Origin of the sequence: Agromyces indicus (assembly GCF_031432295.1) — a bacterium.
Classification (GTDB): domain Bacteria; phylum Actinomycetota; class Actinomycetes; order Actinomycetales; family Microbacteriaceae; genus Agromyces; species Agromyces indicus.
In genome coordinates this window covers 1,272,416-1,297,593 of record NZ_JAVKGS010000001.1, presented here as the reverse complement: position 1 = coordinate 1,297,593, position 25,178 = coordinate 1,272,416, and the positions used below count along the sequence as shown (strand labels likewise).

Sequence of the window (25,178 nt, the reverse complement as noted above, 5' to 3'; positions counted from 1 at the left end):
CCTCGCGGGTGTTCCGCCAGATCTCCATCGGGTCGTGCTCGACCCAGCCGGCCTTCGGGAAGATCTGCTCGTGCTCGAGCTGGCCGGTCGAGACGATCGAACCGGACTTGTCGAAGATGATCGCGCGCGACGAGGTCGTGCCCTGGTCGATCGCGAGGATGTGGTCAGCCATCTGAGGACTCCATCGTGTTCAGGGGGTTGGGTGAGGGGGTGAGCGGATGCCGCGGGGTCAGCCGAGCAGCGGGAGCAGCGGGATCGCGGCGAGACCCGCGAGGACGCCGCCGATGATGGGGCCCACGACGGGCACCCACGAGTAGGCCCAGTCCGAGCCGCCCTTGCCCTTGATGGGCAGCACCGCGTGGGCGATGCGCGGGCCGAGGTCGCGAGCCGGGTTGATCGCATACCCGGTCGGGCCACCGAGCGAGGCGCCGATGCCGACGACCAGCAGCGCCACGGGCAGGGCGCCGAGGGCCGCGAGGCCCGAGGCGTCGCCGTTGCGGCCGAACCCGATCACGACGAACACGAGGACGAACGTGCCGATGATCTCGGTCGCGAGGTTCCAGCCGTAGGAGCGGATCGCCGGGCCGGTCGAGAACACGCCGAGCTTGGTGGCGGGCTCCGGCTCGTCGTCGAAGTGCTGCTTGTAGGCGAGCCAGGCACCGGTCGCGCCGAGGAAGGCGCCGATAAGCTGCGCGCCGATGTAGGTGACGACCGAGAGCACGTCCACGGGGACGCCCTGTCCGAACTCGCCGACACCGTTCGCGACGAGGCCGAGCGTCACCGCCGGGTTGAGGTGCGCACCCGAGGCGTAGGCGACGACGACACCCGCGAAGACCGCGAGTCCCCAGCCGAAGTTGACCATGAGGAAGCCGCCGGCGAAGCCCTTCGTCTTCGCCAGGGCGACGTTGGCGACCACGCCGCAGCCGAGGAGCAGCAGCATGGCCGTGCCGATGAGTTCCGAGAGGAACACGACACCGAGATTGTCCACGTTGACCTTCTTTCGTTCATCCGGACCACCGCCGTCGGTGGCCGGTTCCGGGGGCGGGGCCGCTCGGCCCCGATGAAACGTACCCGCCGGAGCCGCCCGGAACGGGCGGTCCGACGTGCACGTCTGTGCAAGTTCGAGACCTGCGCCTCCGGCGCGCTACTCGACCAGCGACGGCTCGGCGAGGTGCACGCCGTGCCGTTCGGCGAGCACGCTCCGCGTGGCCTCGACCTCGGCCCGGTGCGTTCCCTCGTCCCAACCGAGTACCCCGCCGACGACGTCGGCCAGTTCGTCGAGCAGCGCCGGCGTCAGGGCGCCGGTGAAGGCGAGGCTCGTCCGGCGGAACACCACGTCGGCCAGGTGCACGACGCGCTCGTGGCGGGTGATCCAGGCGATCTCCTCGCGGCTGTACCCGTCGTGGCCGACGAGCGGCGTCTCGGGGCCGTCCTCGACCGCGGCGATGAGTGCGGCGGCGCGCGTGCCGTAGCGCTCGAGCAGCTGCTCGGCGCGCTCCCGTCCGACGCCGTCGCCGTGCCCGGCGATCCAGACCAGCCGCGCGTCATCCGTCGTGGGGTACCCGGCGCCGCCCCCGATCGGCAGGCCCCGGGTGGACCGCACCCGGGTGCGGCCGATGAGCCCGAGCACCTCGTCCGCGAGGTGCTCGGCGAGCGCGCGGAAGGTGGTCCACTTGCCGCCGACGAGGCTCAGCAGGGTCGTGCCCGGTCGCTCCGCGACATCCGCTCGCTCGATGCGGTAATCGCGGCTGACGAAGCCGGGGTTCGTGTCGTCGTGGCGCGGCAGCGGACGGACGCCCGAGAAGCGGTAGACGATCTGCGACCGGTCGACGCGGATGCCTGGGAAAACGTGCGCGACGAGGTCGAAGAAGTAGTCGACCTCCTCCTCGGTGCAGACCGCGGGCTCGCGCATGTCGTGCTCGAGGTCGGTCGTGCCGACCATGACGCGGCCCTTCAGCGGGTAGATCAGGACGATGCGGCCGTCCTCGTGCTCGAAAAAGATCTCGCGGCCGCCCGTGGCCTCGAGCAGCTCGGGGTGGTCGACCACGATGTGCGACCCCTTGGTGCCGCCCATGAAGCGGGTCTCGCGGCCGAGCTGCGCGTTCGTGAGGTCGGTCCAGGGACCGGACGTGTTGACCACCACATCGGCGGCGAGGTCGAACTCGTCGCCCGTGACGCCGTCGCGCACGCGCACGCCGGCCGGGCCGAAGCCGACGGCCTCGAGGTGGTTCGCCGCACGCGCGTGCGTCCCGGCGGCGAGGCCGTCGTGCAGCACGTCGAGGGCGAGCCGCTCCGGGTCGTGCATGCTGGCGTCGTAGTAGGTCGCGGTGTACTTCAACGCGGGGTTCAGGGCGGGCAGCTCCGCGAGCGACCGCTTCCGGCCGAGGAACCGGTGGCGCGGCACGCTGCCGCCGTCGCGCGAGAACGCGTCGTAGATCGTGAGGCCGGCCTTGATGAGGGCCGCCCCGCGCTCGGTGGGCGCGCCCTGCCGGTGGGTGAGGAACCGCAGGGGCGCCGAGAGGATGCCGGAGAAGGTCGAGAAGATCGGCACGGTCGTGCGAAGCGGCTTCACGTAGTGCGGGGCGATCCGCAGCAGGCCGTTGCGCTCCTGCACCGACTCCTGCACGAGCCGGAATTCGCCGTTCTCGAGGTAGCGGATGCCGCCGTGGATCATGTGGCTCGAGGCGGCCGATGCGCCCGAGACGAAGTCGTCGCGCTCGACGAGCACGACGTCGACGCCCTGCAGTGCGAGGTCGCGGAACGTGGCGATGCCGTTGATGCCGCCGCCGACGATGACGACCTCGGCGGTCGGCCGGGCGCGGAGCTCGGCGATCTCGGCGCGCGGGCGGCGGGCGGGCGTGGAGCGGGGCGTCGTCGGCGACGTGGTGGGCGACATCGCTGTCCTTTCGAGCTGGTCACGCCGGGTTGCGGTGGGTGCCCGGCTGTGGATGAATACATCGTGTGCACACGCGCACATGCTTGCAACCGGAATGAACAAACGTGCAAGGGAGTCCCGATGACGGTGACGGATGCCACGGGGCCCGCGCTCGACGGCGCGCTGCCCGACGGCAAGACCCGCGACGCGCTGCGCGCCGCCCACCTCTACTACCTGCAGGACCTCACGATGGACGCCATCGCGAAGGAGCTGCACACCTCGAGATCCTCGGTGTCGCGCCTGCTCAGCCACGCCCGCGCGACGGGACTCGTCGAGATCTCGATCCACTCGCCCCTCGACCTGCCGAGCCGCCTGGAGCAGGAGATCCTCGAGCGCCACGAGGTGTCCGCGCACGTCGTGCCCGTGCCCGACCACGCGAGCGACGTCGACCGCCTCGAGCGCGTGGCCCTCACGGCTGCACGGATTCTCAACCGGTTCATCGACTCGAACCAGACCATCGGCATCGCCTGGGGCTCGACGATGAGCGCCATGAGCCGGCACCTCGCGCCGAAGGCGACCCACAACTCGGAGGTCGTCCAGCTCAACGGCGCGGGCAACCTCCGCACCACCGGCATCCTCTACGCCTCCGAACTGCTGCGCCGGTTCGGCGACGCGTTCGGCGCGCGGGTCCAGCAGTTCCCGGTGCCGGCGTTCTTCGACGACCCGGCGACCAAGGAGGCGTTCTGGCGCGAGCGCAGCACCCGGCGCCTGCTCGACCTGCAGGCCGCGATGGACGTCGCGATCTTCGGCGTCGGCTCCCCCTTCGCCGAGGTGCCGAGCCACGTCTACCAGGGCGGCTACCTCGAGCGCACCGACTACGAGGCGCTCAGCCGCGACGGCGTGGTCGGCGATGTCGCCACCGTCTTCTACCGGGCCGACGGCTCGACCGACGGCATCGCCCTCAACGCGCGCGCGACCGGGCCCGACTTCGCGGTGCTGCGCCGTGCGCCGCGTCGCATCTGCGTGGTGGCGGGTGCCGCGAAGCTGCCGAGCCTGAGGGGCGCGTTGGCCGCCGGACTGGTGACCGACCTCATCGTCGACGAGGGCACCGCGCGCGGGCTCATCGAGACCGCGCCGACGACATCCGGCGACGCGACGCAATCGTGATCCACGACCGGGATTCCGACCGGTAGCGTGAGGCTCGCGGCCCCGGACGGCCGCGCACGAGAGGACCCCATGCACCCGTCCGACGCCACCCCCGCCCGAGGGCGTCGCTCCGCCGGCATCCGAGCCGCCGCGGCCGTCGCCGCGGTCATCGCGGTCGCCCTCACCGGGCACCAGGTGGGCTCGTCCCTCGCCCACGCCCAGGTCTGGCCGCAGTGGTCGGCCGCCGACGGGCGGTACGACGAGGCCACCGTCGACCACGGCGCCGCCGTCGACCACGGCGAGGCCGTGCTGGCCCGCGCGGAGCGGCTCCTCGAGGTGGCGGCCGGCGACCTCGTGAGCGAGGAGCATCGGACGGCGCTCCAGACCGCGGTCGCCGAGGCGGCCGAGGTCGTCGCCGACCGTCCGGCGGGGGCGGCCACGATCGCCTCGCTCACGGCGCCGTCCGAACTCGCGCCCGCGTGGGACCGGTACGGCGACCTGTGGGAACTCGTCGAGCTCATCCCCGAGCGCGTCGCGGCGTCCGAGCGCATCGAGGCATCGACCGAGCGCGTCGCGGGCGCCGTCCGAACGGTGTCGGATGCCGCGGACGCGTTGATGACGGGTGCCGAGGAGGCGGCGGCGTCCGTCCTCGCCGCGAGCCCCTCGGCCACCTACCGCACGCGCGCCGCCCTGCAGGCCGCCCTCGACGACGCGTCGGGCGGCTCGGGCACGACCGTGCGGCTCACCGACCTCGCCACGAGCGTCGCCGCCGTCCGCTCCTCGCACCAGGCCGAGGAGGAGCGGCGCCGGTCGTTCCCGGTGCGCGCCGAGATCGAGGCCTTCGCGCGGTCGATCTCGTTCGGGGTCGAGATCGACTTCGCCTGGGACTACGTCGTCGGCGGCTACTCGAGCGACGGCTGGTACTCGGGCACCGCCGAGTTCTTCGACGACGGCGACGGCTGGGGCCTCGTCTCGCTCAGCGAGAGCATCGAGGACGCCTGGTCGTGGGACGAGAACGCCAAGGCGGTGGTCGTGCACGAGGTCGGCCACACGCAGGTGCTGCGCGAGGCCTGCCATGCGATCTTCGCGGGGCCCGAGTTCTCCGGCGACCACGAGGCGTGGGCCACGGCCTGGGCGATCGGCATGGGCTACGACGTGCCCGGATCGGGCATCGAGGCGTACGGACGGCCGAGCGACGCGCAGATCGCCGCGGCGGCGGCCTGCCGCTGACCGTCGCGCGCGGGGCGTGCGAGCCCGGGAATACCGGGCGCCCTCCGGCGTTGACCTAGAATCGAATCGAAACGTGCTCCGGGGTCGGTGCAAGTCCGAACCGGCGGTGATAGTCCGCGAGCCGGGAGCGCGTGGCCGTCCGGCCGCGCGCGAACGGTTGAACCGGTGGAACTCCGGTACCGACGGTGAAAGTCCGGATGGGAGGCGGCACGGGTCGGCGACGCAGCGCGTCGCCGGCGTTTCCCGCGTCGTCGGGACCCCCGGAGCCTGGAAGGCAGGCACCCGATGTCCACGGCCACGCGAGCGGCGACGGATGCCGCGGCGATGCGCCGGGCGCTCGAACTCGCCGAGCGCGGCCCGGCCCGAGGGGTGAACCCCCGCGTCGGCTGCGTCATCCTCTCCCCCGACGGCCGTCCCCTCGCCGAGGGGTGGCACCGCGGCGCCGGAACCCCGCACGCGGAGGTCGACGCGCTCGAACGGCTCGGCCCCGACGGCGCCCGCGGGACGACCGCGGTCGTGACGCTCGAACCCTGCAACCACACCGGCCGCACCGGCCCGTGCGCCCAGGCGCTCATCGCGGCGGGCGTCGCGCGCGTCGTCTACGCCGTCGACGACCCCGGCGACCACTCGGCGGGCGGCGCCCGCACGCTCCGCGACGCGGGCATCGAGACCGAGGCCGGCCTGCTCGCCGACGAGGTCGAGGCGTTCCTCGACGACTGGCTCTTCGCCGCCCGGCACCGCCGACCGCGCATCACCGTGAAGTGGGCGTCGAGCCTCGACGGCCGCGTGGCCGCGCCCGACGGATCGAGCCGCTGGATCACCGGTCCGGAGGCCCGGGCCGACGTCCACCGGCGCCGCACCGCCGCCGACGCCATCGCGGTCGGCACGGGCACCGTCCTCGCCGACGACCCGTCGCTCACCGCCCGCGACGCCGACGGCTCGCTGCTCGACGCCCAGCCCGTCCCGGTCGTCTTCGGCCGACGCGAGGTCCCCGCCGGGGCGGCCCTCGAGCGGCATCCGCACGACCTGCTGCGGTTCACGGGCGACGACCTCGTCGCCGACCTCGCGGAGCTCCAGCGGCGCGGTATCCGTTCGCTCTTCATCGAGGGCGGACCCACGCTCGCGAGCGCGTTCCTCGCGGCCGGACTCGCCGACGAACTGCTCGTGTACCTCGCCCCCGCGGTGATCGGCGGCCCCAGGACCGCCGTCGCCGACGTCGGCGTGACGACCATCGCCGACACCCTCCGCTACGACTTCGCCGACCTCGTGCGCCTCGGCGACGACCTGCTCGTCGTCGCCCGGCCGCGCACGGCGGCGCACCCCGACCCATCCACCCGAGAGAAGGCCTGAGCATGTTCACCGGAATCATCGAGGAGCTCGGCAGCGTCGCGCGCGTCGAACCGCACGCCGACGTCGTGCGGCTCACGGTCCGCGGCCCCAAGGTCGTCGAGGGCGTCCGCCACGGCGACTCCATCGCGGTGTCGGGCGTGTGCCTCACCGTGGTCGACGCCGACGCGGAGTCGTTCACCGCCGACGTCATGGCCCAGACGCTCCGCATGTCGACGCTCGACGACGTCGCCGAGGGGCGACCGGTGAACCTCGAGCGGGCCGCGCTCGTCGGCGACCGGCTCGGCGGCCACATCGTCCAGGGGCACGTCGACGGCACCGCCGAGGTGCTCGAGGTGCGCCCGGGCGACGAGTGGCGCGTCATCCGCTTCTCGCTGCCCGACGCGCTCGCCGCACTCGTCGTCGACAAGGGATCCATCGCGGTCGACGGCGTCTCGCTGACGGTCAGCGCGCTCGGCGACGAGCCCGACGGCTCCTGGTTCGAGGTGTCCCTCATCCCCGAGACGCTCGCGGCGACCACGCTCGGCCGACTCGAGGCGGGCGACCGGGTGAACCTCGAGACCGACGTGCTCGCACGCCACGTGCAGCGGATGCTGCGGCTCGATGCGCACCGGGCGTTGCCGTCCTCGCTCGCCGAGCCGTCGATCGGAGGCGTCCGATGAGCCTCGCGACGATGCCCGAGGTCCTTGAGGCCCTGCGCGCCGGCAAGCCCGTGATCGTGGCCGACGACGAGGGCCGCGAGAACGAGGGCGACGCGATCATGGCCGCGGAGTTCGCGACGCAGGAGTGGATCGCCTGGATGGTGCGCCACACGAGCGGCTACCTGTGCGCGCCCATGCCGAACGCGTTCGCCGACCGCCTCGGCCTGCCGCTGATGGTCGAGCGCAACGAGGACGTGCGCGGCACCGCCTACACGGTCTCCGTCGACGCGGCCGACCGCATCTCCACGGGCATCTCGGCGTCCGACCGGGCCCACACGCTGCGGATCCTCGCCGACCCGGACGCCACGCCCGAACGGCTCATCCGTCCGGGGCACATCCTGCCGCTCCGCGCGGTCGACGGCGGGGTCCGCGAGCGCGCGGGCCACACCGAGGCCGCGGTGGACCTCATGCGCCTCGCGGGCCTCTCCCCCGTGGGCGTGATCGGCGAGCTCGTCGACGACGACGGCGAGATGATGCGCCTGCCGCGGCTGATCGCGTTCGCCGAGCAGGAGGGCCTGCCGGTCACGACGGTGGAGGCGCTCATCGCCTGGCTCCGCGAGCACCACGACGGCCAGGACCTCGCCGCCGGCGAGGCGCCCGAGCCGATCGCGGAGTCGCCGCGCGTGCAGTTCGAGGTCGAGACGAACCTGCCGACCGTGCACGGCACCTTCCGGGTCCGCGCCTACCGCGACCGCAGCACGGGAGCGGACCACCTGGCGATCATCGCGGGCGACCCCACCGCCGACCCTGCGGGCGCCATCGCGCGCGTGCACTCGGAATGCCTGACGGGCGAGGCGATCGGCTCGCTCAAGTGCGAGTGCGGCCCTCAGCTCGACACCGCCCTCGCCACGATCGCCGAGCACGGCGGCGTCGTCGTCTACCTGCGCGGTCACGAGGGGCGCGGCATCGGGCTCATCAACAAGCTCCGCGCCTACCGGCTGCAGGAGGGCGGACTCGACACCCTCGACGCCAACCTGGCCCTCGGACTGCCGATCGACGCGCGCGACTTCAGCGCCGCGAGCGCGATCCTCGACGACCTCGGGGTCGAGCAGGTGCGCCTGCTCACGAACAACCCGGAGAAGGTCCGCCAGCTCGAGGCCCACGGCATCCGCGTCGCCGACCGCCTGCCGCTCGTCGTGGGCGTCGGAGCGGTCAACGCGGGCTACCTCGAGACCAAGCGCACCCGCATGGGACACTCGATCGACGACGGCCTGCTCACCGAGGCGGCCGCGGACGCACTGCTGAGAGGACACGCATCATGAGCGGAGCCGGATCCCCCGAACTCGACGTCGACGGCCGCGGCCTGAGGGTCGTCGTCGTGGCGGGCAGCTGGCACGACGAGATCACCGACGGGCTCATCGCGGGCGCGACGGGCACCCTCGAGCGCGCCGGCGCCGAGTTCGAGCTCGTCCGGGTCCCCGGCAGCTTCGAGCTGCCCGTCGTGTCGAAGGCTGCCCTCGAGGCGGGCGCCGACGCGGTCGTGGCGCTCGGGGTGATCATCCGGGGCGGCACGCCGCACTTCGAGTACGTGTCGTCGGCCGCGACCGACGGGCTCACGCGCGTCGCCCTCGACACGGGCAAGCCCGTCGGCTTCGGCGTGCTGACCCTCGACGACGAGCAGCAGGGCCTCGACCGGGCCGGCCTGCCCGGGTCCAAGGAGGACAAGGGCCGCGAGGCCGCGGAGGCCGCGATCGTGACCGCGAAGGCGCTGCAGGCGCTGCGCGCCTGATCAGCCGGCGGAGACGAGCGGCGCCGGCCGGTCAGGTCGTCACGCGAGCAGCTTCGCCTTCGCCGCCGCGAACTCGGCGTCGTCCAGGATCCCCTGCTGCTTCAGCGCGGCGAGCTTCTGCAGTTCGGCGACCACGTCGACGCCGCCCTGCGCGGACGCAGCCGCCGATGGCGCAGCCGCCGGCGGAGGCGCGTACTGCGGCGCAGCCGCCGCCTGCTGGGCCTGGTACTGCTCGGCCTCCCACTGCTGCTGCGCCGCCGCCTGCTGCTCGGCCTGCTGGTTCGCGTAGCGCTGCTGCTGCCGACGGGCGACGTTGCCGCTCACCGCGGTCGCGGTGCCTGCGACCACGGCCGTCCGTGCGGCCATGCCGATCAGTCCCGGTCGGCCTCCCCTGCCGAGTGGCATGACGGTCCTCCCCTATTCCACGTTCGCCGCTGCGGCGAACACCTCGTTGACGACGGTCGCCGGGATGCGCTCGACCTGGAGCACCTCGCCGCCGGATGCGGCGAAGGCGGTGGCGAGCCGCTTCGCCCACAGCAGTTCGATCGCCATGACGGCTCCCGCCGTGCCGGGCGGGATCGCCTCGGCGAGCTCGTCGATGTCCTCGTCGCCGATCACGCCGGAGGCCTCGAGCTCGACGATCGTGAACCCGAAGTCGTCGCGGAACTCCTCGTACTCGCGGACGGTGACCGTGCCGTCATCGCCGCGCGCGACGATGAGCAGGTCGAGCAACCGGATCTCGTCGCCCAGCATCAGCTCGCCGAGCGCCGACAGCGTCGCGTCGTCCGGACGATCCCCCTCGAAGCTCACGACGTAGATGTCGACCGGCCCGTACTCCAATTCGGCCATGGTTCCCCCTGCCCCCGGATGTCGCGCGTGCGCGCGATCACGATTCAATCCCGGGTGGAGCGCTGCCGATGTGCCGAAAGTCCCACCCGGGCGGAGGCGAGCCATCCGCTCGCCCGGTTCCAGGCCCACCAGGCGGCGATGCCCACCGCGAACGACGCGACGATCGCGAGCGGCGGCGACACCTCCTCGATCGGCGGGTACACCTGCCAGTGGGTCAGGTAGACGAACATCGAGGCGGATGCCACGGTGCCGAGGCCCGCGGCGAGGCGGACCGGGACCGGCAGGCTCGTGACCCAGACGAGCAGGCCGAGACCCACGAGCACGACGGCCTCCCGGACCGGATCGCCGAAGAAGCCGGGCACGGTCACGAGCGCGATGGCGCTCGCGGCCACCCGACGTCGCGTGGTCGTCGCTCGCGCGATGAACCAGCCGAGCGCGATGAGCCAGGCGACCCCGGGCAGCGCGTAGTGCACCGGCGACGGCGTGGTGAGACCGCCGGATGCCGCGTACCGGAGCGCGAGCGCGGCCGTGAGGACGACCGCGGCGAAGGCGACCGGGCGCCGACGCTCGAGCGCATCCAGCCGCGGCACGGCCATGATCGCCGCGACCGCGAGGATCGCCCAGACGAGCGCCTCGAGGAACCAGAGGTGCCACTGGTCGCTCCATCCGCCGTCGGCTCCGGCGAGCCAGTTCGACAGGAGCACCGTCGCCGGGTCGTACGTGCCGGCGATGAGCGCGACCCCGCCGAGCCAGAGCACGGCCGGCACGGCGATCGATCGGGCGCTCCGGAGGAGGCCGCCGACGCGCCGCATCCGGGCCGCCCGGGTGCCGGCTGCTCCGGCCTCGCCGCCGAACCGCCCGGGCGTGAGCCGGAAGCGGGCGAGGTTGAAGCCGGCGACGGCGAGCAGCAGGTGGGCGCCGCCCTGGAGCTGGATGACGTCGGCGTGCGTCGCGACGATGAGCACGATCGCGACGGCGCGCAGGACCACGGAGGTCTCGACGTGGGCGATGCGGCGGCGTGCCGGCCCCGGACGGTCGATCCGGCCGGGGCTCCGTCGTGCCGGTCGCGTCGCCTCCCGCCCCGCGACGGTCGGTGCCCCTGCGTCGACCGCTGCGGCGGACGGTGAGGGGGTCCTGGCGGCGTCGGCGGCGACATCGGCGGGCGCCCGGGCTCCGGCGAGTTCGGCGATGCTGCGACTCGGCCAGTCCGTCGGCAGCGCCCCGAGGCGCGACTCGAGTCGCAGGGCGAGCTCGACGTAGTTGAGCGAGTCGCCGTCGAGGCTGGTGAAGCTGTCGTCCGCCGTGGCGTCAGGCCGGCCGAGCAGCTCGGCGTAGAGGTCGCGCAGATCCTCGGCGGTGGTCGCGCCGGCGGGCACGGCGGCGGCATCAGCGGCATCCGTCGCTCGCAGCAGGCGCGCGTGCGCCCGGAGCGCGGCGTGGTCCGGCTTGCCGTTCGGCGTGCGCGGGAACTCGGCGATGGCGTGCACGTCGAAGCCGTGCGCGGGCAGGCCGGTGATCCGCGCGGCAGCGTCGCGGGCCCGCGCCACCGTGCGCTCCCCGCGGACGAACACGGCGAGGTGCTCGTCGACGCCCACCACGCGCGCCTCGACGCCGGCCTCGGCGAGGCGTCGCTCGATGAGGTCGAGGTCGAGCCGCAGTCCGAACGCCTTCACGAACCTGCTGAGGCGGCCGGTGATCTCGTAGAGCCCGTCGTCGCGGCGGCGCGCGAGGTCGCCCGTCCGCAGCTCGTCGACTTCGGCTCCGCGCCCGAGGTCGGCGGCCGTCTCGGCGTAGCCCATCATCACGTTCGGCCCGGTGTAGACGAGTTCGCCCTCGCCGGGTGCGCCGCCGAGGCGCTCGTCGATGCGGAACGAGCCGCCCGGGATGGGCACGCCGATCGCGCCGGCCGCGGTCTCGGCCAGCTCGGCCGGCAGGTACGCCATGCGCGCCGTCGCCTCGGTCTGGCCGTACATCACGACGACCTCGAACCCGCGCTCCCGGCCGAGCCGCGCGAGCCCGCGCACGCGCTCGGGGTCCATGCGCCCGCCGGCCTGGGTGACGTACCGGAGCGACGGGTGCGGTCGCTGCGCGAAGTCGGTCGCCTCGAGCAGTTCGTAGGTGTACGGCACCCCTGCGATCGAGGTGGCCTCGTGCGCGTCGAACTCGACCCAGAACGTCGGTTCGACGACCGAGCGGTCGGTGAGCAGCAGGCTCCCGCCTGCGACGAGGTGGCTGTTCACGACCGAGAGTCCGTAGCAGTAGTGCAGCGGCAGGGTCGTCGCCGCACGGTCCTCCGGCGTCAGCTGCAGGTAGTCGGCGATCGCGCGGGCATTGGCGAGCACGTTGCCCTGCGAGAGGCGCACGAGCTTCGGCGAGCCGGTCGATCCCGACGTGCTCGCGAGCAGCGCGAGGTCGCGGTGGAACACGTGCCGGCTCTCGTCGCGGAGCCGGTCGAGCTCGACCTCGTCGTCCGCGCCGACCCGCACGACGACATCGGGTGCGTACCGCGCGACGAGGTCCTCGAGCGCCGATCCGCCCGCGGCGTCCGGTTGCGTGAAGAGCAGCGGGTGACCGCCCGCGAGCGCGGCGAGGTACGTCACGACGGTCTCGACGGTGTTCGAGCCGGCGAGGAAGACGAGGCGTCGGCCGGTGCCGAGTTCCGCCCGGCGGGCGGCGACGCGGTCGGCGAGCTCGGCGTAGTCGACGGATGCCGCGGGCGTGACGAGTGCGGGTGCGCCGGGGTCGCCGCCGAGCAGGTCGAGCGCGTGGGGCTCGGTCCGGGTCAGGGTCGTGCGCACGTGTGGCCGTTCGTGGGAGGGGTGCCGGGACCGCCCCGGCAAGATCAGGTAAGGCTTACCTTACGTGACATCCGTCGTGCGTCGAAATCGCCGACGTCGCCGTTCGTCGCACACCACGATCCGCTCGTCGCGTCCGGCTCGCCGGCGCCGCGGCCGCCGCGTAAGGTGAGCAGGTTGCCACAAGCAGCGGTTCCACCTTCACCCGGCGGGTCGCGCCCCATCCCGGCCCCCCGCCCCGGCCCACGCACGCACCGGAGTCCCGCCCTGCCATGACCGCAACCTCCTCGACCGACCCGAACCCGACCGCCCCGGCCACGCCCGCCGCGCCCGCGAACTCGCGCGGCCGCGTCATCCTCGCGAGCCTCGTCGGCACCACCATCGAGTTCTACGACTTCTACGCGTACGCCACCGCGGCCGTGCTCGTGTTCCCGATCCTGTTCTTCCCGACCGGCGACGACACCACGGCGCTGCTGGCGTCGTTCGCCGTCTTCGGCGCCGCGATGGTCGCCCGACCGGTCGGTGCGATCGTCTTCGGCCACTTCGGCGACAAGCACGGGCGCAAGGCCACGCTCGTGGCGTCCCTGTTCACGATGGGTATCGCGACGTTCCTCATCGGCCTGCTGCCGACGTACGACCAGATCGGCTGGTGGGCGGCCCTGCTGCTGCTCATCATGCGCCTGGCGCAGGGCTTCGCCCTCGGCGGCGAGTGGTCGGGCGCGGCCCTGGTCGCGACCGAGAACGCCCCGAAGGGCAAGCGCGCCTGGTACGGCACCTTCCCGCAGCTCGGGGCGCCGCTCGGCTTCATCATCGCCAACGGGGTGTTCCTCGCCATCAACCTCCTCGCGCCGTCGCGCGAGTGGTTCTTCGAGTGGGGATGGCGCGTGCCGTTCCTCTTCTCGGCCGTCATGGTGGTCGTCGGGCTCTGGGTCCGCCTGAAGCTGGTCGAGTCCAGCGCGTTCACGAAGGCCGCCGAGAAGGGCACGATCCGCAAGCTCCCGCTGGGTGCCGCGTTCCGCCACAACTGGCGCGAGCTCATCCTCGGCACGTTCATCATGCTGGCCACCTACGTGCTCTTCTACCTGATGACGAACTTCACGCTCTCGTACGGCACGAAGGCGGCCGACCTCGAGACCGCGTCGGCCGCCGCCGAAGCCGCGGCCGCGGCATCCGGCGCCGAGTTCGACGCGAACGCGTTCGCCGCGCAGTTCTACCCCGGCCTCGGGTTCGCGTATGCGGACTTCGTGACCATGCAGATCATCGGCGTCGTGTTCTTCGGCATCTTCACGCTGCTCTCGGGCCCGATCGCCGACGCGATCGGCCGCCGCCGCCTGCTCATCTGGGTCACCGTGGCGATCATCGTGTTCGGGCTGACGTTCAACCTGTTCCTCATGCCGCAGCTCGACCCGAAGTTCACCGGCGCGCTCGCGCAGGCGTTCCTCGTCTTCGGCTTCGTCCTCATGGGGGCGACGTTCGGCCCGATGGGCGCCCTGCTGCCCGAGCTGTTCCCGACCAACGTGCGCTACACGGGTTCGGCGGTGGCGTACAACGTGTCGTCGATCCTCGGCGCCGCGGTCGCGCCGCTCATCGCCGTGGCGCTCTGGGCGGCGGCCGGCGGCCAGCCGTGGCCGGTCGGGATCTACCTGTCGACGATGGGCGTGCTCACCCTCGTCGCCCTGCTGCTCTCGAAGGAGACCAAGGACGTCGACTACGACGACGCGGGCATCGGCGCCGACCGGGCGACGGGCCGCATCGCCGAGGGCGAGACCGAGGTCGCGTCGCTGTAGCAACCCCTTCAGGCGGTTCCGTACCCGGCGTACCATGTCGCGCGACAGGGGTCGCCGGGTCCGCAGCCGGCAATGTCGACGCCCGGCCCCCGGAACGGCGAGGTGCGCGGATGAACATGACGATGGACATGATGAAGGGCGCCATGTCGGGATCCGACATGCCCATGAAGGACATGGACATGTCGATGATGCAGGAGGCCATGGAGGCGCTCTCCGCGTGCATGCAGGCGTGCGTCATGTGCGCCGACGCGGACGCGGGCGAGGGCATGGGCCGGTGCGCCGCCATGTGCTCCAACTGCGCCGACGTGTGCGACACCATGATGCGAATGATGCTCCGCACGACCGGCTACGACATGCAGGTCATGATGTCGATGATGGAGACCTGCGTCATGATGTGCCGTGCCTGCTCGGAGGAGTGCGCGAAGCACGCCGAGATGAGCGAGCACTGCCGCATGTGCGCGATGGCCTGCGATCAGGCGGTGTCGGCCATGGAGAAGATGATGGGCTCGATGCGGGAGATGATGCCCGCGAGCTGATCACCCGGTGCGCCGGGCCGGCCCGTGGCCGCCAGTGCTCAGATCGCGGCGACGCTGAAACGGTCCTCGCCGCGCGCGAGCACGTCGTAGACCTCGTGGAAGGCGACCGGGTCGCCCGGCGCGAGCAGTCGGTGGAGCCCGTCGTGGTGCCAGACGCGACGGGTCCCGCCGTCGAGGTCCACGAGTTCGACCACGCCGTCGGCATGCACGGCGGTGACGACCGCGTCGAGCCACCGGCTGGCGGCGATGCGCGAGAGCCGCTCCTGCATGGGGTGCAGTTCGTGACCGGGCCGGAGGCTCGAGCAGGCCTCGCCGTCGACGCAGCCGCGCATGCCCATCGCGAGGCCCGGCTGGGACTCGGCGGCGGCGTGCGGCTTCGGGGTCGACATGGCGTGCTCCTCACGGCTCGGTGACGTGCAGGCGACGATACGCGCGGCCCGAGCGGATGTCGCGGTGAGCCGTCACACGCGGAAACACACGCCGACCGGCGGTTCGGTCAGTCGAGGAACAGCGCCCGCAGGCGCTTCGTGGTGAAGACCAGCCCGACGGCGATCATCGCCGCGTAGTAGGCCACGTGCACCAGCAGTCCGGGCCCCACCACGCCGGTGGTGAGCCCGCGCACCAGTTCGACCCCGTGCCAGAGCGGAAGCGCCTGGATCAGCCACTGGACCGGCTCGGGGTACACGGTGAGCGGGTAGAACGTCGCCGAGAACAGGAACATCGGCAGCATCACGAAGTTGATCCAGTCCATCTGCTGGAACGTCGTCAGGTAGCTCGTGATCGCCATGCCGATGCTGGCGAAGCCGAACGCGATGAGCAGCACGGCCGGGATCGCGAGCACGGCCCACCACGACAGGTTGAGGCCGAGCACCTGCATCACCAGCATGAAGCCGCCCGCGTAGAGCGCTCCCCGCAGGAGCGCGAGCGCGATCTCGCCCAGCGCCACGTCGAGCGGACCCAGGGAGGTCGCGAGCATGCCCTCGTAGAGCTTGGCGAAGCGGATCTTGAAGAAGACGTTCCACGTCGAGTCGTAGATCGCGCCGTTCATCGCCGCGACCGCGAGCAGCGCCGGGGCGATGAAGGCCGCGTAGGGCACCTCGCGGCCGTCGACGGCCACGGTCCCGACGAGGGCGCCGAGCCCGATGCCGAGCGAGAGCAGGTAGAAGATCGGCTCGAACACCCCGCTCAGCATGACCAGCCAGTTCGTCGATCGCGTCGCGCGCCAGCCGCGGTACATCACGGCGCGCGAGTTGCCGGCGTAGAGCGCGCCGACGCCGCGGCGACCGGTCCCGCGGTGCTCGAGCGCGTGGTCGACGAGGGTCATGCGGCCAGCCTCCGCACGGCGATGCGGCGCGCCCAGGCCCACCCGACGATCGTCATGGCGATCAGGACCACCACGTGGAGCACGGTGAGCCACACCGGCTCGGCGTACCCGAAGGTGACGACGCGAGTGAGCTCGGTGCCGTGCCAGAGCGGCGAGATCCAGCCGATCCACTGCAGGAACCACGGCAGCTGCGACAGCGGGAAGAACGTGCCCGAGAAGAGGGTGAGGGGCAGGACGACCAGGCGCTGCACCATCGCGAGCTGGCCCGAGTCCTCGCGGATGGTCGACGCGTACGCCATCAGGAGCGTGCCGAAGGCCATGCCCGTGAGGGTCGCGATCGGCACCGCGAGCCAGCCGGCCGCCGACGGCACCGCGCCGAACAGGAGCATGAAGCCGAAGTAGATCGCGACCGTCGCGGCGAGGCGCACGACGACCGAGATGACGAGGCCGTCGACGATCTGCCCCGGACTGATCGGCCCCGAGTGCATGCCGGTGAAGGTCGGGTTCCACTTGTAGCCGAGCAGCACCGGATACGAGAACTCGATCATCGCCGTGGTCAGGGCCGCGCTGCACAGCAGCGCCGGCGCGACGAAGACGAGGTAGCCGACCCCGCCGGCCTCGAGCGAGAGGTTGCGGTCGACGAGCGTGGCGAGCCCGACGCCCATCGCGTACAGGTAGATGAACGGCTCGCCGAAGCCGGTCACGAGGATGGTCTGCGCGTACGACCACATCACCCGGAACCGGTGCTCGGCGACGTACCACGCACCGAAGCGGCGCGGGCGGATGCCGCCGCCGAGGGCCCGACGTGCGTCATCCGTCGTCGCGTCATCGGCCGCCGACCGGTCGCGGTACGGCGCTCGGCTCTCACTCCCGCTCATTCGATGAGGCTCCGCCCGGTGAGGCGCAGGAAGACGTCCTCGAGGCTCGAGCGTCGCACGAGGCTCGTGATCGGGTGCAGTCCCGCGGCGGAGATCCGCTCGAGCTCGGCCTCGCCGTCGGCCGTGTAGACGAGGATGCGGTCGGGCAGCACCTCGATTCGGTCGCCGGACCCCTCGAGGGCGCGCGCGACCTCCTCGTTGCGGTCGGACCCGAACCGCAGCTCGAGCACCTCGCGCGACGAGTACTCGCGGATGAGCTGGGCGGGCGATCCCTCGGCCATGATGCGGCCGTGGTCGACCACGACGAGGCGGTCGCAGAGCTGCTCCGCCTCGTCCATGTAGTGGGTGGTGAGCACGAGCGTCTTGCCCTGCTCCTTCAGGCGGAACAGGCGGTCCCACAGGATGTGCCGGGCCTGCGGGTCGAGCCCCGTGGTGGGCTCGTCGAGCAGGATGATGCGCGGGTCGTTGATGAGCCCGCGCGCGATGGTGAGCCGGCGCTTCATGCCGCCGGAGAGCGCGTCGACCTTCGCCTGGCCTCGGTCGGCCAGCTGGGCGAACTCGAGCAGCTCGTCGGCGCGCTCGGCGACCACTCGACGCGGCAGGCCGAAGTAGCGGCCGTACACGAGCAGGTTCTCGCGCACCCGCAGCTCGGTGTCGAGGTTGTCGGCCTGCGGCACGACCCCGAGCTGCGAGCGGATGTCGGGACCGTGCCGGTCGGGATCGAGCCCGAGGATCGACAGGTCGCCCGCGGTCCGCGTGGAGACCGAACCGATCATGCGCATGGTCGTCGACTTGCCGGCGCCGTTCGGGCCGAGCAGCCCGAACGACTCGCCGGGCGCCACCTCGAAGGAGAGCCCGTCGACGGCGGCGAACTCCCCGTACTTCTTGACGAGGTCCCTGGCGACGATCACGGGCTGCGGCACGGTTCACCACCCTAGACCCGGCGGCCGACATAGCATGAGGCGCATGCAGACCGCCCCCTCCGCCGGCATCCGCATCGCCGATCGGGTGCGCGCCGCCGTCGCCGCCGGACGCCCCGTGCTCGCCCTCGAGTCGACGATCCTCACGCACGGCCTCCCCCGCCCCCGGAACCTCGAGGTCGGGCTCGAGACCGAGGCGCTCGTCCGCGAGGCGGGCGTCGAGCCCGCCACCATCGGCGTCGTCGACGGCGTTCCGACGGTCGGGCTCGAGACCCCGGAGATCGAGCGGCTGTGCGCGTCGGAGTCCGTCGTGAAGGCGAGCACCCGCGACCTGCCCGTCGCCCGCGCGCGCCGGCTCGACGCGGGGACCACCGTCGCAGCCACGGCATGGCTCGCGCACCGCGCCGGCATCCGCGTGTTCTCGACCGGAGGCCTCGGCGGCGTGCACCGCGGCGCGAACGCGACCTTCGACGAATCGGCCGACCTGCCCGCCCTGTCCGCGACGCCCATCACGGTCGTGAGCGCGGGCGTCAAGTCCATCCTCGACATCCCGGCGACGCTCGAGCGGCTCGAGACCCTCGGCATCACCGTCGTCGGCTATCGCACCGACCGGTACCCGGGCTTCTACGTCGCCGACTCCGGCTTCCCGGTGCCCGCGCGGGTCGAATCGGCGACGGATGCCGCGGACGTCGCCCGGGCGCGCGACGAGCTCGGGCTCGACGCCGCCGTCCTCGTCGCCAACCCGATCGCCGAGTCGGACCAGCTCGATCCGGCGGAGCACGAGCGCGTCCTCGCCGAGGCGCTGTCGGCAGCGGATGCCGCGGGCGTCACCGGCCACGACACGACCCCGTTCCTGCTCGACTTCGTGCAGCGCGCGACCGGCGGACGGAGCCTCGAGGTGAACCTCGCCGTCTACCGCGGCAACGCCCGGCTCGGCGCGGAGATCGCGCGTGACCTCGCCGGCTGAGTCCGCGGCGCCGGGCGTCCTCGTGGTCGTCGGCGATCTGCTCGAGGACATCGTCGTGTGGGCGACGGAGCCGATCCGCGCCGCGACCGATTCGGCGGCGCAGGTGTTCCGTGCTCGCGGCGGGAGCGCGGCGAACGTCGCCGCGCACGCGGCGTCCCGCACGCCGACGCGATTCATCGGCCGGGTCGGCGACGACGCCGCGGGACGCACGCTCGAGGCCGCCCTCGCCGCGTCGGGCGCCGAGGTGCGGGTCCAGCGCGACGGGCGCACCGGCGCGGTCGTGCTCATCGTCGCGCCCGACGGCGAGCGCACGATGTTCCCGGATCGGGCGGCGGCGGCCGAGCTGCACGAGGTCGACACCGGCTGGCTCGACGGGGCGGCGTGGCTGCACGTGCCGAGCTACGGCCTCGAGCACGAGCCCATGCGGTCCGAGGTGCGCCGGCTCATCGGCCTGGCCCGCGGTCGCGGCGCGCGGGTCTCGCTCGACGCGTCGTCGACCGGCCTGCTCGACGGGCTCGGCGTGGAACGCGTGCTGGGCTGGTACGCCGAGCTGCGACCCGACGTGCTGCTGGCGAACGAGACCGAGGCCGAGGTGCTCGGCGTCGCGGGCGGCGGCCCGGTAGCGGCATCCGTCGCCCGTCGGCTCGTCGTGAAGCACGGACCCCACCCGACCGAGGTGTTCGACGACGGCGTGCTCGTCGAGCGCGTGCCCGTGGCGCCCGTCGACGGGGTCCGCGACCTGACCGGGGCGGGCGACGCGTTCGCGGCGGGGTACCTCGCGGCCGCGATCGGCGGGGCGGATGCGACGGCGGCCTGCCTCGCGGGGCATGCCGCCGCGGCATCCGTCATCACGTCGCCCGGCGCGGGCTCGCCCGCCTGACGCCGACGCCCCTCAGCGACGCTCGACGACGAGGTTGAGCACTTCGCCGGGGTGCAGCGTGCTCACGCCGCCCGGCGGGCTGCGGTCGGGGTTGAGGTAGAGGAGGTCGCCGGCCGTGATCCCGAACCTCGCGGCGACCTCGTCGAGGAGGTCGTCGCGAGCGACCGTGTAGGCGACCGGTGCGCCGTCCTCGACCGTCGCGTCACCCCGGGCACCGCCCGTGGCACCGGCGTCGGATGCGACGAGTCCGGTCCGCAGCGGCGCGAACGTCCACTCGATCGGTCCGCGCGCGACGATGTCGGCGAAGCACTCGGTCTCCGCCGTCGCCTCCGCGGGACCGCGGACCAGGACGGCCTCGTCGAGGAAGGACGGATCGCCCTCGCCGAGGTCGGCGACACCCCATCGCGCCGGTTCGCCCTCGACCGGGGTCCCGAGTCCGTACCGCAGGCCCTCGTCGAAGCACGTCGCGTCGTCGGCGAGGGGGCGGGGCGCGAGCATGAGCTCGGTCCTCGCGAGATCGAGTCCCGGGGCGGGCAGGGAACGGATCTCGAGGAGGTCGCCGCCGGATCGCGACACCTCGACCGACACGGCGACCGAGCCGTCGGCGCCCACCAGCGTCGCCCGGCCGATGACGCCGTTCGGCAGCTCCGCCGGCTCGACGGCAGAGAATGACGCGGTCGCCCCGGCCCGCTCGGGCGGCGCGGGCGCGGGCGCGGCCGTCGCCCCGGGCTCCACGGCGGCGCACCCGCCGAGGGTCAGGGCGAGCGCCGCGGCGGCGGCGACGACGGGCAACGGGAATCGGGTCACGACGAGCCCCTTCGGTCGGTGCGACCGCGGCGACGTCGCCGGGCGGTCTGCGCCGAGCGTATCGCCGAGCGCCCCGGCGACGGCGCAGCCGTCCACAGGCTCACGGGATCCGCGTCCGGTTCCCAGCCGCCCGACGTATGCTGCAAGGCGGCCCGCGGCCGGGTGGACGGATGCCCCGGTCGTGCGCCAGGCGACAGGAAGACGAGATGAGCGAGATCGAGATGCGCCCCGGCACCCGAGCCGAGGCACGCGCCGCCGAACGGGCCACCGCACGCTCGGCGCGAACCGGCGGGATCCCCCTCCCCGTCCGGCGCACCGCCGAGCCGGCGACCGACGACGAGTCGGCGTCGACGTCGGCGGCATCGAAGCCGTCCGGCGGTCGAGCGGGCGCAGGTGCCCGACGCAGCCTGTTCGGGCGCCGCGGCGAGACCCCGCCCGGGCCGCGTGCGACCTTCCGGCAACTGCTGCCGTTCGTCTTCGAGCACCGGCCGGTGCTGATCGTCGTCGCGGTGCTGTCGATCGTCGGCGCGGTCGCGAGCCTCGCCCAGCCGCTGCTCGTGGGCCGGGTCATCACCATCGTCGAGGCCGGCGACGCGCTCGACGGGCTCGTGTGGGCGCTCATCGGCCTCGTCGTCCTGAGCGCGGTCATCACGGGGTACCAGCACTACCTGCTGCAGCGCACCGGCGAGGGCGTCGTGCTGTCGAGCCGGAAGCGGCTCATCGCCAAGATCCTCCACCTGCCCATCGCCGAGTTCGACATGCGCCGCACCGGCGACCTGGTCTCACGCGTCGGCAGCGACACGACGATGCTCCGGGCCGTGCTCACGCAGGGACTCGTCGAGGCCATCGGCGGCGCCGTCACGTTCGTCGGCGCGATCATCGCCATGCTCATCATCGACCCCGTGCTGCTCGGGCTCACCGTGCTCGTCATCGCGGTCGCGGTCACCACGGTCACCCTGCTCTCGGCACGCGTCCGCGAAGCCTCCCGCGCCGCACAGGAGAAGGTCGGCGACGTGGCGGCGTCGGTCGAACGCGCGATCACGTCGGTGCGCACCATCCGCGCCGCCGGGGCCACCGAGCGCGAGGTCGCCGACGTCGGCGTCCAGGCCGAGGGCGCGTGGCGCATGGGCGTCCAGGTCGCCCGCATCTCGGCGCTCATCGTGCCGATCGCCGGCATCGCCATGCAGGTGTCGTTCCTCGTCGTGCTCGGCGTCGGCGGATTCCGCGTGGCCTCCGGCGCGATCACGATCGCCGACCTCGTCGCGTTCATCCTGTTCCTGTTCATGATGATCCTCCCGCTCGGCCAGGCCTTCGGGGCGATCACCTCGGTGAACCAGGCGCTCGGCGCGCTCGGTCGGATCCAGGAGATCCTCGACCTCCCCGACGAGGATGCGCACGACCGCCGCATCGCCCCGCGCGCCGTCATGGTCGGGCCCGCGAACGAGGGCCTGCAGCCGGATGCCGCGGCGATCGAGTTCGACGACGTGCACTTCGCCTACGCCGTCACCACCCCGAACGACCCCGCCGACCCCGCGAACGAGTCGCCCGACGAGCACCTGCCGGAGCCCGACGTGACCGACCGGCAGCCGGTGCTGCGCGGCGTGTCGTTCCGGGTGCCGCGCGGGCAGCGCATCGCCCTCGTCGGCCCGTCCGGCGCCGGGAAGTCGACCATCCTCGCGCTCATCGAGCGGTTCTACGACCCGAGCGTCGGCACCGTCCGCATGGGCGGGCTCGACCTCAAGTCGATCGAGCGCCCCGAACTGCGCGCCCAGATCGGGTACGTGGAGCAGGACGCGCCGGTGCTCGCCGGCACCATCCGCGACAACCTGCTGCTCGGCAGCCCGGATGCGACCGACGAGGAGTGCGTGCACGTGCTCCGCGCGGTCAACCTCGGCGGCGTGCTCGAGCGCGACCCGGCCGGGCTCGACGCCGAGGTCGGCGAGAACGGGATCATGCTCTCCGGCGGCGAGCGCCAGCGGCTCGCGATCGCGCGGGCCCTGCTCGCGGCACCGCCGATCCTGCTGCTCGACGAGTCGACCTCGTCGCTCGACGGGGTCAACGAGCGCATGATGCGCGAGGCGATCGACGCCGTGTCCGCCGGCCGCACCCTCATCGTGATCGCCCACCGGCTGTCGACGGTCGTGGACTCCGACCGCATCATCGTGCTCGACGAGGGTCGCGTCATCGGCGAGGGCACCCACGACGAGCTCGTCCGGGCGGTACCGCTGTACCGCGAGCTGGCCGAGCACCAGCTGCTCGTCTGACCGTCGGCCGCGGCGCACCCCCAGGCGCGGCTCAGGGCTGGCCCCCACCCGGTTCCGGGGCGTACGCGGATGCCGCGGGCGACCGCTGTTCGTAGCGTGTCCTCCATTCGAGTCACCCGGCGCGCCCGCGCCGCATCGACGGAGGACCACCATGACCATGCTCGACGCCCCCCGCAGCGCGGACCGCGCGCTGCCCGCACGCGACCTCGCCGCCGTGCTCACCGCACCGCCCACCGACGCCGCACCCGAGGCCGGCCCGGACTTCGACGCGCTCCGCGCCCGCCTGCAGGCGTGGCTGCGCGAGTGGGACACCCAGCGCCTGCCCGCCTTCGAGCAGGCGCGCACCGTGACGCCCGCCGGTGAACGCCACAGCTCGCTGCGGTCCGCGCCGACCCGCACGGACGGCGCGGTGCGCATCACCGCGAGCCTCTACGACGCGCCCAACCGGCAGGGCGAACCGCTCGCGTGGTCCCGCAACTGGGCGAGCGCCGTGGTGCTGCCGACCGCGCCGGCGGACGGTCGCGTCTTCTACCGCTTCCGCGTCGGCAGCCGCCTCGTGCTCGACGGTCGGGCCGAGACGGCGCTGGCCTCGACGAGCGTGCACGTCGGGGTGGCGCCGGATGCGGCATCCGCGAGCCCGTTCGACGCGCCCGGCTTCGCCACGCCCGTGGTCCGCCCGCTCGTCGGCGTCGAGGCGCGCGAGGACGTCGACGCTCGTGCCGAGCACGACGTGGAGGGATCGATCGCGGTGCGCGCCGGCCAGTCGCCCGTGCTCGGCATCGTGTTCGGCGCCGACGTCGTGTTCCGCGACGGCTGGATGCGCGTGCACGAGGGTTCCGGCCTGTGGGTCGGCTCCGCGGGCGGCGGCCCGACCGGGTCGATCGAGATCCGGTTCGCGCCGGACGCGCTCCTCGACCTGTTCGGCGAAGCCGGCATCTGACCGGACCGCAGCGGCCCGTGCCCCGCCTACGCTGGGGACATGGGCCGCTTCGCCGTCGTCCTGCCGCTCGAGCCGCTCGCCGCCGGCGACGCGTTCCCGGTGTCGGCGTGGCCGCTGCACGTCACCGTCGTCGAGCCGTTCGAGACGCACCGCGACGCCGGCTGGGTGGTCGCGCTGCTCGGTCCCGTGCTGCACGGCCGACGCGAGATCGAGGCGGCCGCCGTCGACCGGGCGATGTTCGGCACGCGGCGGACCGTCCCCGTGACCCTGCTCCGCGACGACGGGCCGCTCGGGGCCATGCGCGTGCGACTGCTGGCCGCCCTCCGCGAGGCCGACGTGGATGTCGCGCGGGCGCGCGCGGACTACCGGCCGCATGTCACCGACACCTCGCACGGTTCCGTTCCCCCGGGAAGCTCGGTGCCGCTGCGCCAGGCGGCGCTCGTCGACCTGCGGCCGCCCGAGGGCCGCGCGATGCGCACGGTGGTCGCGGTGTGGCCGCTCGAGGGGTGACTCCGCCGGATCAGGGTCCGTGGCGGTGGTCCCATTCGCGGACATCGGGGTCGTCCCGACGGCGCCATGCTTCGGCGTCCTCCCAGAGGTCCTGGCCCTCGGTGCCCGCCGACCGATCCCGCCGGTGCCGCATCGCAAGCACCGAGCCGAAGACGACCATGCCGACGACGAGCAGACCGGCTGTCCACAGCCAATCCATGGGCGGGACGGTACTCCTGACGGCGCGCTCCCGGCAACCGGCGAGTGCCGTTCGGCACTCCCTCTCGACGGACGCGACCTAGACGCGCTCGGCGGCGACGGCGGCGGTATCGTCATCCGCCTCGACGGCGCCGGCGCGCGCCTTCTGCCACGGCCAGCGGCCCGAGATCTCGACTTCCAGCGACCAGCTGAGGAAGGTCCTGATCACGACGATGAGGGCGAGCACGCTGACCGACTCGATGGTCGGCGTCACCGCGACCGTGCGGATGATGTCGGCGGCGACGAGGAGCTCCAGGCCGACCAGGATGCCGCGCCCGAGCACGCGACGGAACCTCGCGTAAACGGGGCCCATCCGCCGGACGCGGCGGATCGCGGCATCCGCAAGCGCGTAGAGGACGCCGACCACGATCGCGGCGACGCCGAGCACGTCGATGACCTCGCCGACCGTGGTGATGACCGTGCCGAACTCCATGCGCCCCTCCGCGGCTCACGGTA

General features: G+C 73.1%; 26 protein-coding genes and 1 riboswitch. Of the genes, 13 read left to right on the top strand and 13 right to left on the bottom strand.

Translation table 11 applies throughout. The features are described 5' to 3' along the window. The 3 genes from RH861_RS06205 to RH861_RS06195 form a co-directional block, all read right to left on the bottom strand. A partial coding sequence (locus RH861_RS06205; protein ID WP_310520286.1) for an FGGY family carbohydrate kinase occupies nucleotides 1-172 on the bottom strand: 172 nt, incomplete at its 3' end. 57 nt (nucleotides 173-229) lie between these two features. Then, nucleotides 230-940 (bottom strand): MIP/aquaporin family protein, encoded by a 711-nt coding sequence (locus tag RH861_RS06200; protein WP_374760959.1) that lies wholly within the window; start codon nucleotides 938-940, stop codon nucleotides 230-232. Between the two features lie 204 nt (nucleotides 941-1,144). After that, nucleotides 1,145-2,896 carry a glycerol-3-phosphate dehydrogenase/oxidase gene (locus RH861_RS06195; protein ID WP_310520253.1) on the bottom strand — a complete coding sequence of 584 codons (1,752 nt, stop codon included), beginning with the start codon at nucleotides 2,894-2,896 and terminating at the stop codon, nucleotides 1,145-1,147. A 120-nt stretch (nucleotides 2,897-3,016) separates the two neighbouring features. Between RH861_RS06195 and RH861_RS06190 the strand changes: the two genes are divergently transcribed. The 6 genes from RH861_RS06190 (at nucleotide 3,017) to ribH (ending at nucleotide 9,028) form a co-directional block, all read left to right on the top strand. Beyond that, nucleotides 3,017-4,042: a sugar-binding transcriptional regulator gene (locus RH861_RS06190; RefSeq protein WP_248598423.1), complete on the top strand. Its 1,026-nt coding sequence runs from the start codon at nucleotides 3,017-3,019 to the stop codon at nucleotides 4,040-4,042. A gap of 69 nt (nucleotides 4,043-4,111) precedes the next feature. Next, entirely contained in the window at nucleotides 4,112-5,251 is a 1,140-nt protein-coding gene (locus RH861_RS06185; protein WP_310520252.1) for a hypothetical protein, read from the top strand. 69 nt (nucleotides 5,252-5,320) lie between these two features. Next, a riboswitch (FMN riboswitch) is annotated at nucleotides 5,321-5,466 on the top strand. A 70-nt stretch (nucleotides 5,467-5,536) separates the two neighbouring features. After that, nucleotides 5,537-6,601 carry a bifunctional diaminohydroxyphosphoribosylaminopyrimidine deaminase/5-amino-6-(5-phosphoribosylamino)uracil reductase RibD gene (ribD, locus tag RH861_RS06180; RefSeq protein WP_310520251.1) on the top strand — a complete coding sequence of 355 codons (1,065 nt, stop codon included), beginning with the start codon at nucleotides 5,537-5,539 and terminating at the stop codon, nucleotides 6,599-6,601. A gap of 2 nt (nucleotides 6,602-6,603) precedes the next feature. Continuing rightward, nucleotides 6,604-7,260 (top strand): riboflavin synthase, encoded by a 657-nt coding sequence (locus RH861_RS06175; protein ID WP_248598270.1) that lies wholly within the window; start codon nucleotides 6,604-6,606, stop codon nucleotides 7,258-7,260. Further along, nucleotides 7,257-8,561, top strand: coding sequence for a GTP cyclohydrolase II (gene ribA, locus RH861_RS06170; RefSeq protein WP_310520250.1), 1,305 nt, complete (start codon nucleotides 7,257-7,259; stop codon nucleotides 8,559-8,561). The genes RH861_RS06175 and ribA overlap by 4 nt, the downstream gene beginning before the upstream one ends. After that, on the top strand, nucleotides 8,558-9,028 hold the full coding sequence (ribH, locus tag RH861_RS06165) for a 6,7-dimethyl-8-ribityllumazine synthase (RefSeq protein ID WP_067947972.1): 471 nt from the start codon (nucleotides 8,558-8,560) through the stop codon (nucleotides 9,026-9,028). The genes ribA and ribH overlap by 4 nt, the downstream gene beginning before the upstream one ends. A 39-nt stretch (nucleotides 9,029-9,067) precedes the next feature. On the opposite strand, the gene RH861_RS06160 is transcribed toward ribH, so the two are convergent. Genes RH861_RS06160 through RH861_RS06150 form a run of 3 tightly spaced genes read right to left on the bottom strand, consistent with a single transcriptional unit; the run spans nucleotide 9,068 to nucleotide 12,675 of the window. Beyond that, nucleotides 9,068-9,394 carry an SHOCT domain-containing protein gene (locus RH861_RS06160; RefSeq protein WP_310520249.1) on the bottom strand — a complete coding sequence of 109 codons (327 nt, stop codon included), beginning with the start codon at nucleotides 9,392-9,394 and terminating at the stop codon, nucleotides 9,068-9,070. 51 nt (nucleotides 9,395-9,445) lie between these two features. Beyond that, the gene (locus RH861_RS06155; protein WP_310520248.1) at nucleotides 9,446-9,877 is read right to left on the bottom strand and encodes a DUF6325 family protein; all 432 of its coding nucleotides are present in this window, start codon (nucleotides 9,875-9,877) and stop codon (nucleotides 9,446-9,448) included. Nucleotides 9,878-9,921: 44 nt separating this feature from the next. Beyond that, nucleotides 9,922-12,675 (bottom strand): AMP-binding protein, encoded by a 2,754-nt coding sequence (locus RH861_RS06150; protein WP_310520247.1) that lies wholly within the window; start codon nucleotides 12,673-12,675, stop codon nucleotides 9,922-9,924. Nucleotides 12,676-12,944: 269 nt separating this feature from the next. Between RH861_RS06150 and RH861_RS06145 the strand changes: the two genes are divergently transcribed. After that, nucleotides 12,945-14,459 (top strand): MFS transporter, encoded by a 1,515-nt coding sequence (locus RH861_RS06145; RefSeq protein WP_310520246.1) that lies wholly within the window; start codon nucleotides 12,945-12,947, stop codon nucleotides 14,457-14,459. Nucleotides 14,460-14,569: 110 nt separating this feature from the next. Next, a complete protein-coding gene (locus tag RH861_RS06140) occupies nucleotides 14,570-14,995 on the top strand; it encodes a four-helix bundle copper-binding protein (RefSeq protein WP_310520245.1) in 426 nt (141 codons plus the stop codon). Between the two features lie 38 nt (nucleotides 14,996-15,033). Here the strand turns inward: RH861_RS06140 and RH861_RS06135 are convergent, their stop codons facing one another. The 4 genes from RH861_RS06135 to RH861_RS06120 form a co-directional block, all read right to left on the bottom strand. Next, on the bottom strand, nucleotides 15,034-15,384 hold the full coding sequence (locus RH861_RS06135; protein ID WP_310520244.1) for a hypothetical protein: 351 nt from the start codon (nucleotides 15,382-15,384) through the stop codon (nucleotides 15,034-15,036). 107 nt (nucleotides 15,385-15,491) lie between these two features. Continuing rightward, entirely contained in the window at nucleotides 15,492-16,319 is an 828-nt protein-coding gene (locus tag RH861_RS06130) for an ABC transporter permease (protein ID WP_310520243.1), read from the bottom strand. Next, complete coding sequence (locus tag RH861_RS06125) at nucleotides 16,316-17,197, bottom strand: ABC transporter permease (RefSeq protein WP_310520242.1); 882 nt, start codon at nucleotides 17,195-17,197, stop codon at nucleotides 16,316-16,318. Before RH861_RS06125 ends, RH861_RS06130 begins: the two co-directional genes overlap by 4 nt. Next, on the bottom strand, nucleotides 17,194-18,120 hold the full coding sequence (locus tag RH861_RS06120; protein ID WP_310520241.1) for an ABC transporter ATP-binding protein: 927 nt from the start codon (nucleotides 18,118-18,120) through the stop codon (nucleotides 17,194-17,196). Before RH861_RS06120 ends, RH861_RS06125 begins: the two co-directional genes overlap by 4 nt. 43 nt (nucleotides 18,121-18,163) lie before the next feature. Here RH861_RS06120 and RH861_RS06115 point away from each other — a divergent pair, with 43 nt between their 5' ends. After that, a complete protein-coding gene (locus tag RH861_RS06115; protein ID WP_310520240.1) occupies nucleotides 18,164-19,084 on the top strand; it encodes a pseudouridine-5'-phosphate glycosidase in 921 nt (306 codons plus the stop codon). Further along, nucleotides 19,068-19,964: a carbohydrate kinase family protein gene (locus RH861_RS06110; RefSeq protein ID WP_310520239.1), complete on the top strand. Its 897-nt coding sequence runs from the start codon at nucleotides 19,068-19,070 to the stop codon at nucleotides 19,962-19,964. Before RH861_RS06115 ends, RH861_RS06110 begins: the two co-directional genes overlap by 17 nt. 12 nt (nucleotides 19,965-19,976) lie before the next feature. Here the strand turns inward: RH861_RS06110 and RH861_RS06105 are convergent, their stop codons facing one another. Further along, nucleotides 19,977-20,771 (bottom strand): LysM peptidoglycan-binding domain-containing protein, encoded by a 795-nt coding sequence (locus RH861_RS06105; RefSeq protein ID WP_310520238.1) that lies wholly within the window; start codon nucleotides 20,769-20,771, stop codon nucleotides 19,977-19,979. Nucleotides 20,772-20,977: 206 nt separating this feature from the next. Here RH861_RS06105 and RH861_RS06100 point away from each other — a divergent pair, with 206 nt between their 5' ends. The 3 genes from RH861_RS06100 (at nucleotide 20,978) to RH861_RS06090 (ending at nucleotide 24,485) form a co-directional block, all read left to right on the top strand. Next, nucleotides 20,978-23,035, top strand: a complete 2,058-nt coding sequence (locus tag RH861_RS06100) for an ABC transporter ATP-binding protein (RefSeq protein ID WP_310520237.1) — start codon at nucleotides 20,978-20,980, stop codon at nucleotides 23,033-23,035. Between the two features lie 151 nt (nucleotides 23,036-23,186). Continuing rightward, a complete protein-coding gene (locus RH861_RS06095) occupies nucleotides 23,187-23,975 on the top strand; it encodes a hypothetical protein (RefSeq protein WP_310520236.1) in 789 nt (262 codons plus the stop codon). A gap of 39 nt (nucleotides 23,976-24,014) precedes the next feature. Then, nucleotides 24,015-24,485, top strand: coding sequence for a 2'-5' RNA ligase family protein (locus RH861_RS06090; protein ID WP_310520234.1), 471 nt, complete (start codon nucleotides 24,015-24,017; stop codon nucleotides 24,483-24,485). A 10-nt stretch (nucleotides 24,486-24,495) separates the two neighbouring features. On the opposite strand, the gene RH861_RS06085 is transcribed toward RH861_RS06090, so the two are convergent. Both RH861_RS06085 and RH861_RS06080 read right to left on the bottom strand, forming a co-directional pair. Further along, a complete protein-coding gene (locus tag RH861_RS06085; RefSeq protein WP_310520233.1) occupies nucleotides 24,496-24,684 on the bottom strand; it encodes a hypothetical protein in 189 nt (62 codons plus the stop codon). 78 nt (nucleotides 24,685-24,762) lie between these two features. After that, nucleotides 24,763-25,155, bottom strand: coding sequence for a DUF1622 domain-containing protein (locus RH861_RS06080; protein ID WP_310520232.1), 393 nt, complete (start codon nucleotides 25,153-25,155; stop codon nucleotides 24,763-24,765). Nucleotides 25,156-25,178 lie beyond the last annotated feature (23 nt).

Coding starts and splice junctions, on each gene's coding strand:
- RH861_RS06200 (WP_374760959.1), bottom strand. CDS start 940: ATGCTGCTGCTCCTCGGCTGCGGCGTGGTCGCCAACGTCGCCCTGGCG.
- RH861_RS06195 (WP_310520253.1), bottom strand. CDS start 2,896: ATGTCGCCCACCACGTCGCCGACGACGCCCCGCTCCACGCCCGCCCGC.
- RH861_RS06190 (WP_248598423.1), top strand. CDS start 3,017: ATGACGGTGACGGATGCCACGGGGCCCGCGCTCGACGGCGCGCTGCCC.
- RH861_RS06185 (WP_310520252.1), top strand. CDS start 4,112: ATGCACCCGTCCGACGCCACCCCCGCCCGAGGGCGTCGCTCCGCCGGC.
- ribD (WP_310520251.1), top strand. CDS start 5,537: ATGTCCACGGCCACGCGAGCGGCGACGGATGCCGCGGCGATGCGCCGG.
- RH861_RS06175 (WP_248598270.1), top strand. CDS start 6,604: ATGTTCACCGGAATCATCGAGGAGCTCGGCAGCGTCGCGCGCGTCGAA.
- ribA (WP_310520250.1), top strand. CDS start 7,257: ATGAGCCTCGCGACGATGCCCGAGGTCCTTGAGGCCCTGCGCGCCGGC.
- ribH (WP_067947972.1), top strand. CDS start 8,558: ATGAGCGGAGCCGGATCCCCCGAACTCGACGTCGACGGCCGCGGCCTG.
- RH861_RS06160 (WP_310520249.1), bottom strand. CDS start 9,394: ATGGCCGCACGGACGGCCGTGGTCGCAGGCACCGCGACCGCGGTGAGC.
- RH861_RS06155 (WP_310520248.1), bottom strand. CDS start 9,877: ATGGCCGAATTGGAGTACGGGCCGGTCGACATCTACGTCGTGAGCTTC.
- RH861_RS06145 (WP_310520246.1), top strand. CDS start 12,945: ATGACCGCAACCTCCTCGACCGACCCGAACCCGACCGCCCCGGCCACG.
- RH861_RS06140 (WP_310520245.1), top strand. CDS start 14,570: ATGAACATGACGATGGACATGATGAAGGGCGCCATGTCGGGATCCGAC.
- RH861_RS06135 (WP_310520244.1), bottom strand. CDS start 15,384: ATGTCGACCCCGAAGCCGCACGCCGCCGCCGAGTCCCAGCCGGGCCTC.
- RH861_RS06130 (WP_310520243.1), bottom strand. CDS start 16,319: ATGACCCTCGTCGACCACGCGCTCGAGCACCGCGGGACCGGTCGCCGC.
- RH861_RS06125 (WP_310520242.1), bottom strand. CDS start 17,197: ATGAGCGGGAGTGAGAGCCGAGCGCCGTACCGCGACCGGTCGGCGGCC.
- RH861_RS06115 (WP_310520240.1), top strand. CDS start 18,164: ATGCAGACCGCCCCCTCCGCCGGCATCCGCATCGCCGATCGGGTGCGC.
- RH861_RS06100 (WP_310520237.1), top strand. CDS start 20,978: ATGAGCGAGATCGAGATGCGCCCCGGCACCCGAGCCGAGGCACGCGCC.
- RH861_RS06095 (WP_310520236.1), top strand. CDS start 23,187: ATGACCATGCTCGACGCCCCCCGCAGCGCGGACCGCGCGCTGCCCGCA.
- RH861_RS06090 (WP_310520234.1), top strand. CDS start 24,015: ATGGGCCGCTTCGCCGTCGTCCTGCCGCTCGAGCCGCTCGCCGCCGGC.
- RH861_RS06085 (WP_310520233.1), bottom strand. CDS start 24,684: ATGGATTGGCTGTGGACAGCCGGTCTGCTCGTCGTCGGCATGGTCGTC.
- RH861_RS06080 (WP_310520232.1), bottom strand. CDS start 25,155: ATGGAGTTCGGCACGGTCATCACCACGGTCGGCGAGGTCATCGACGTG.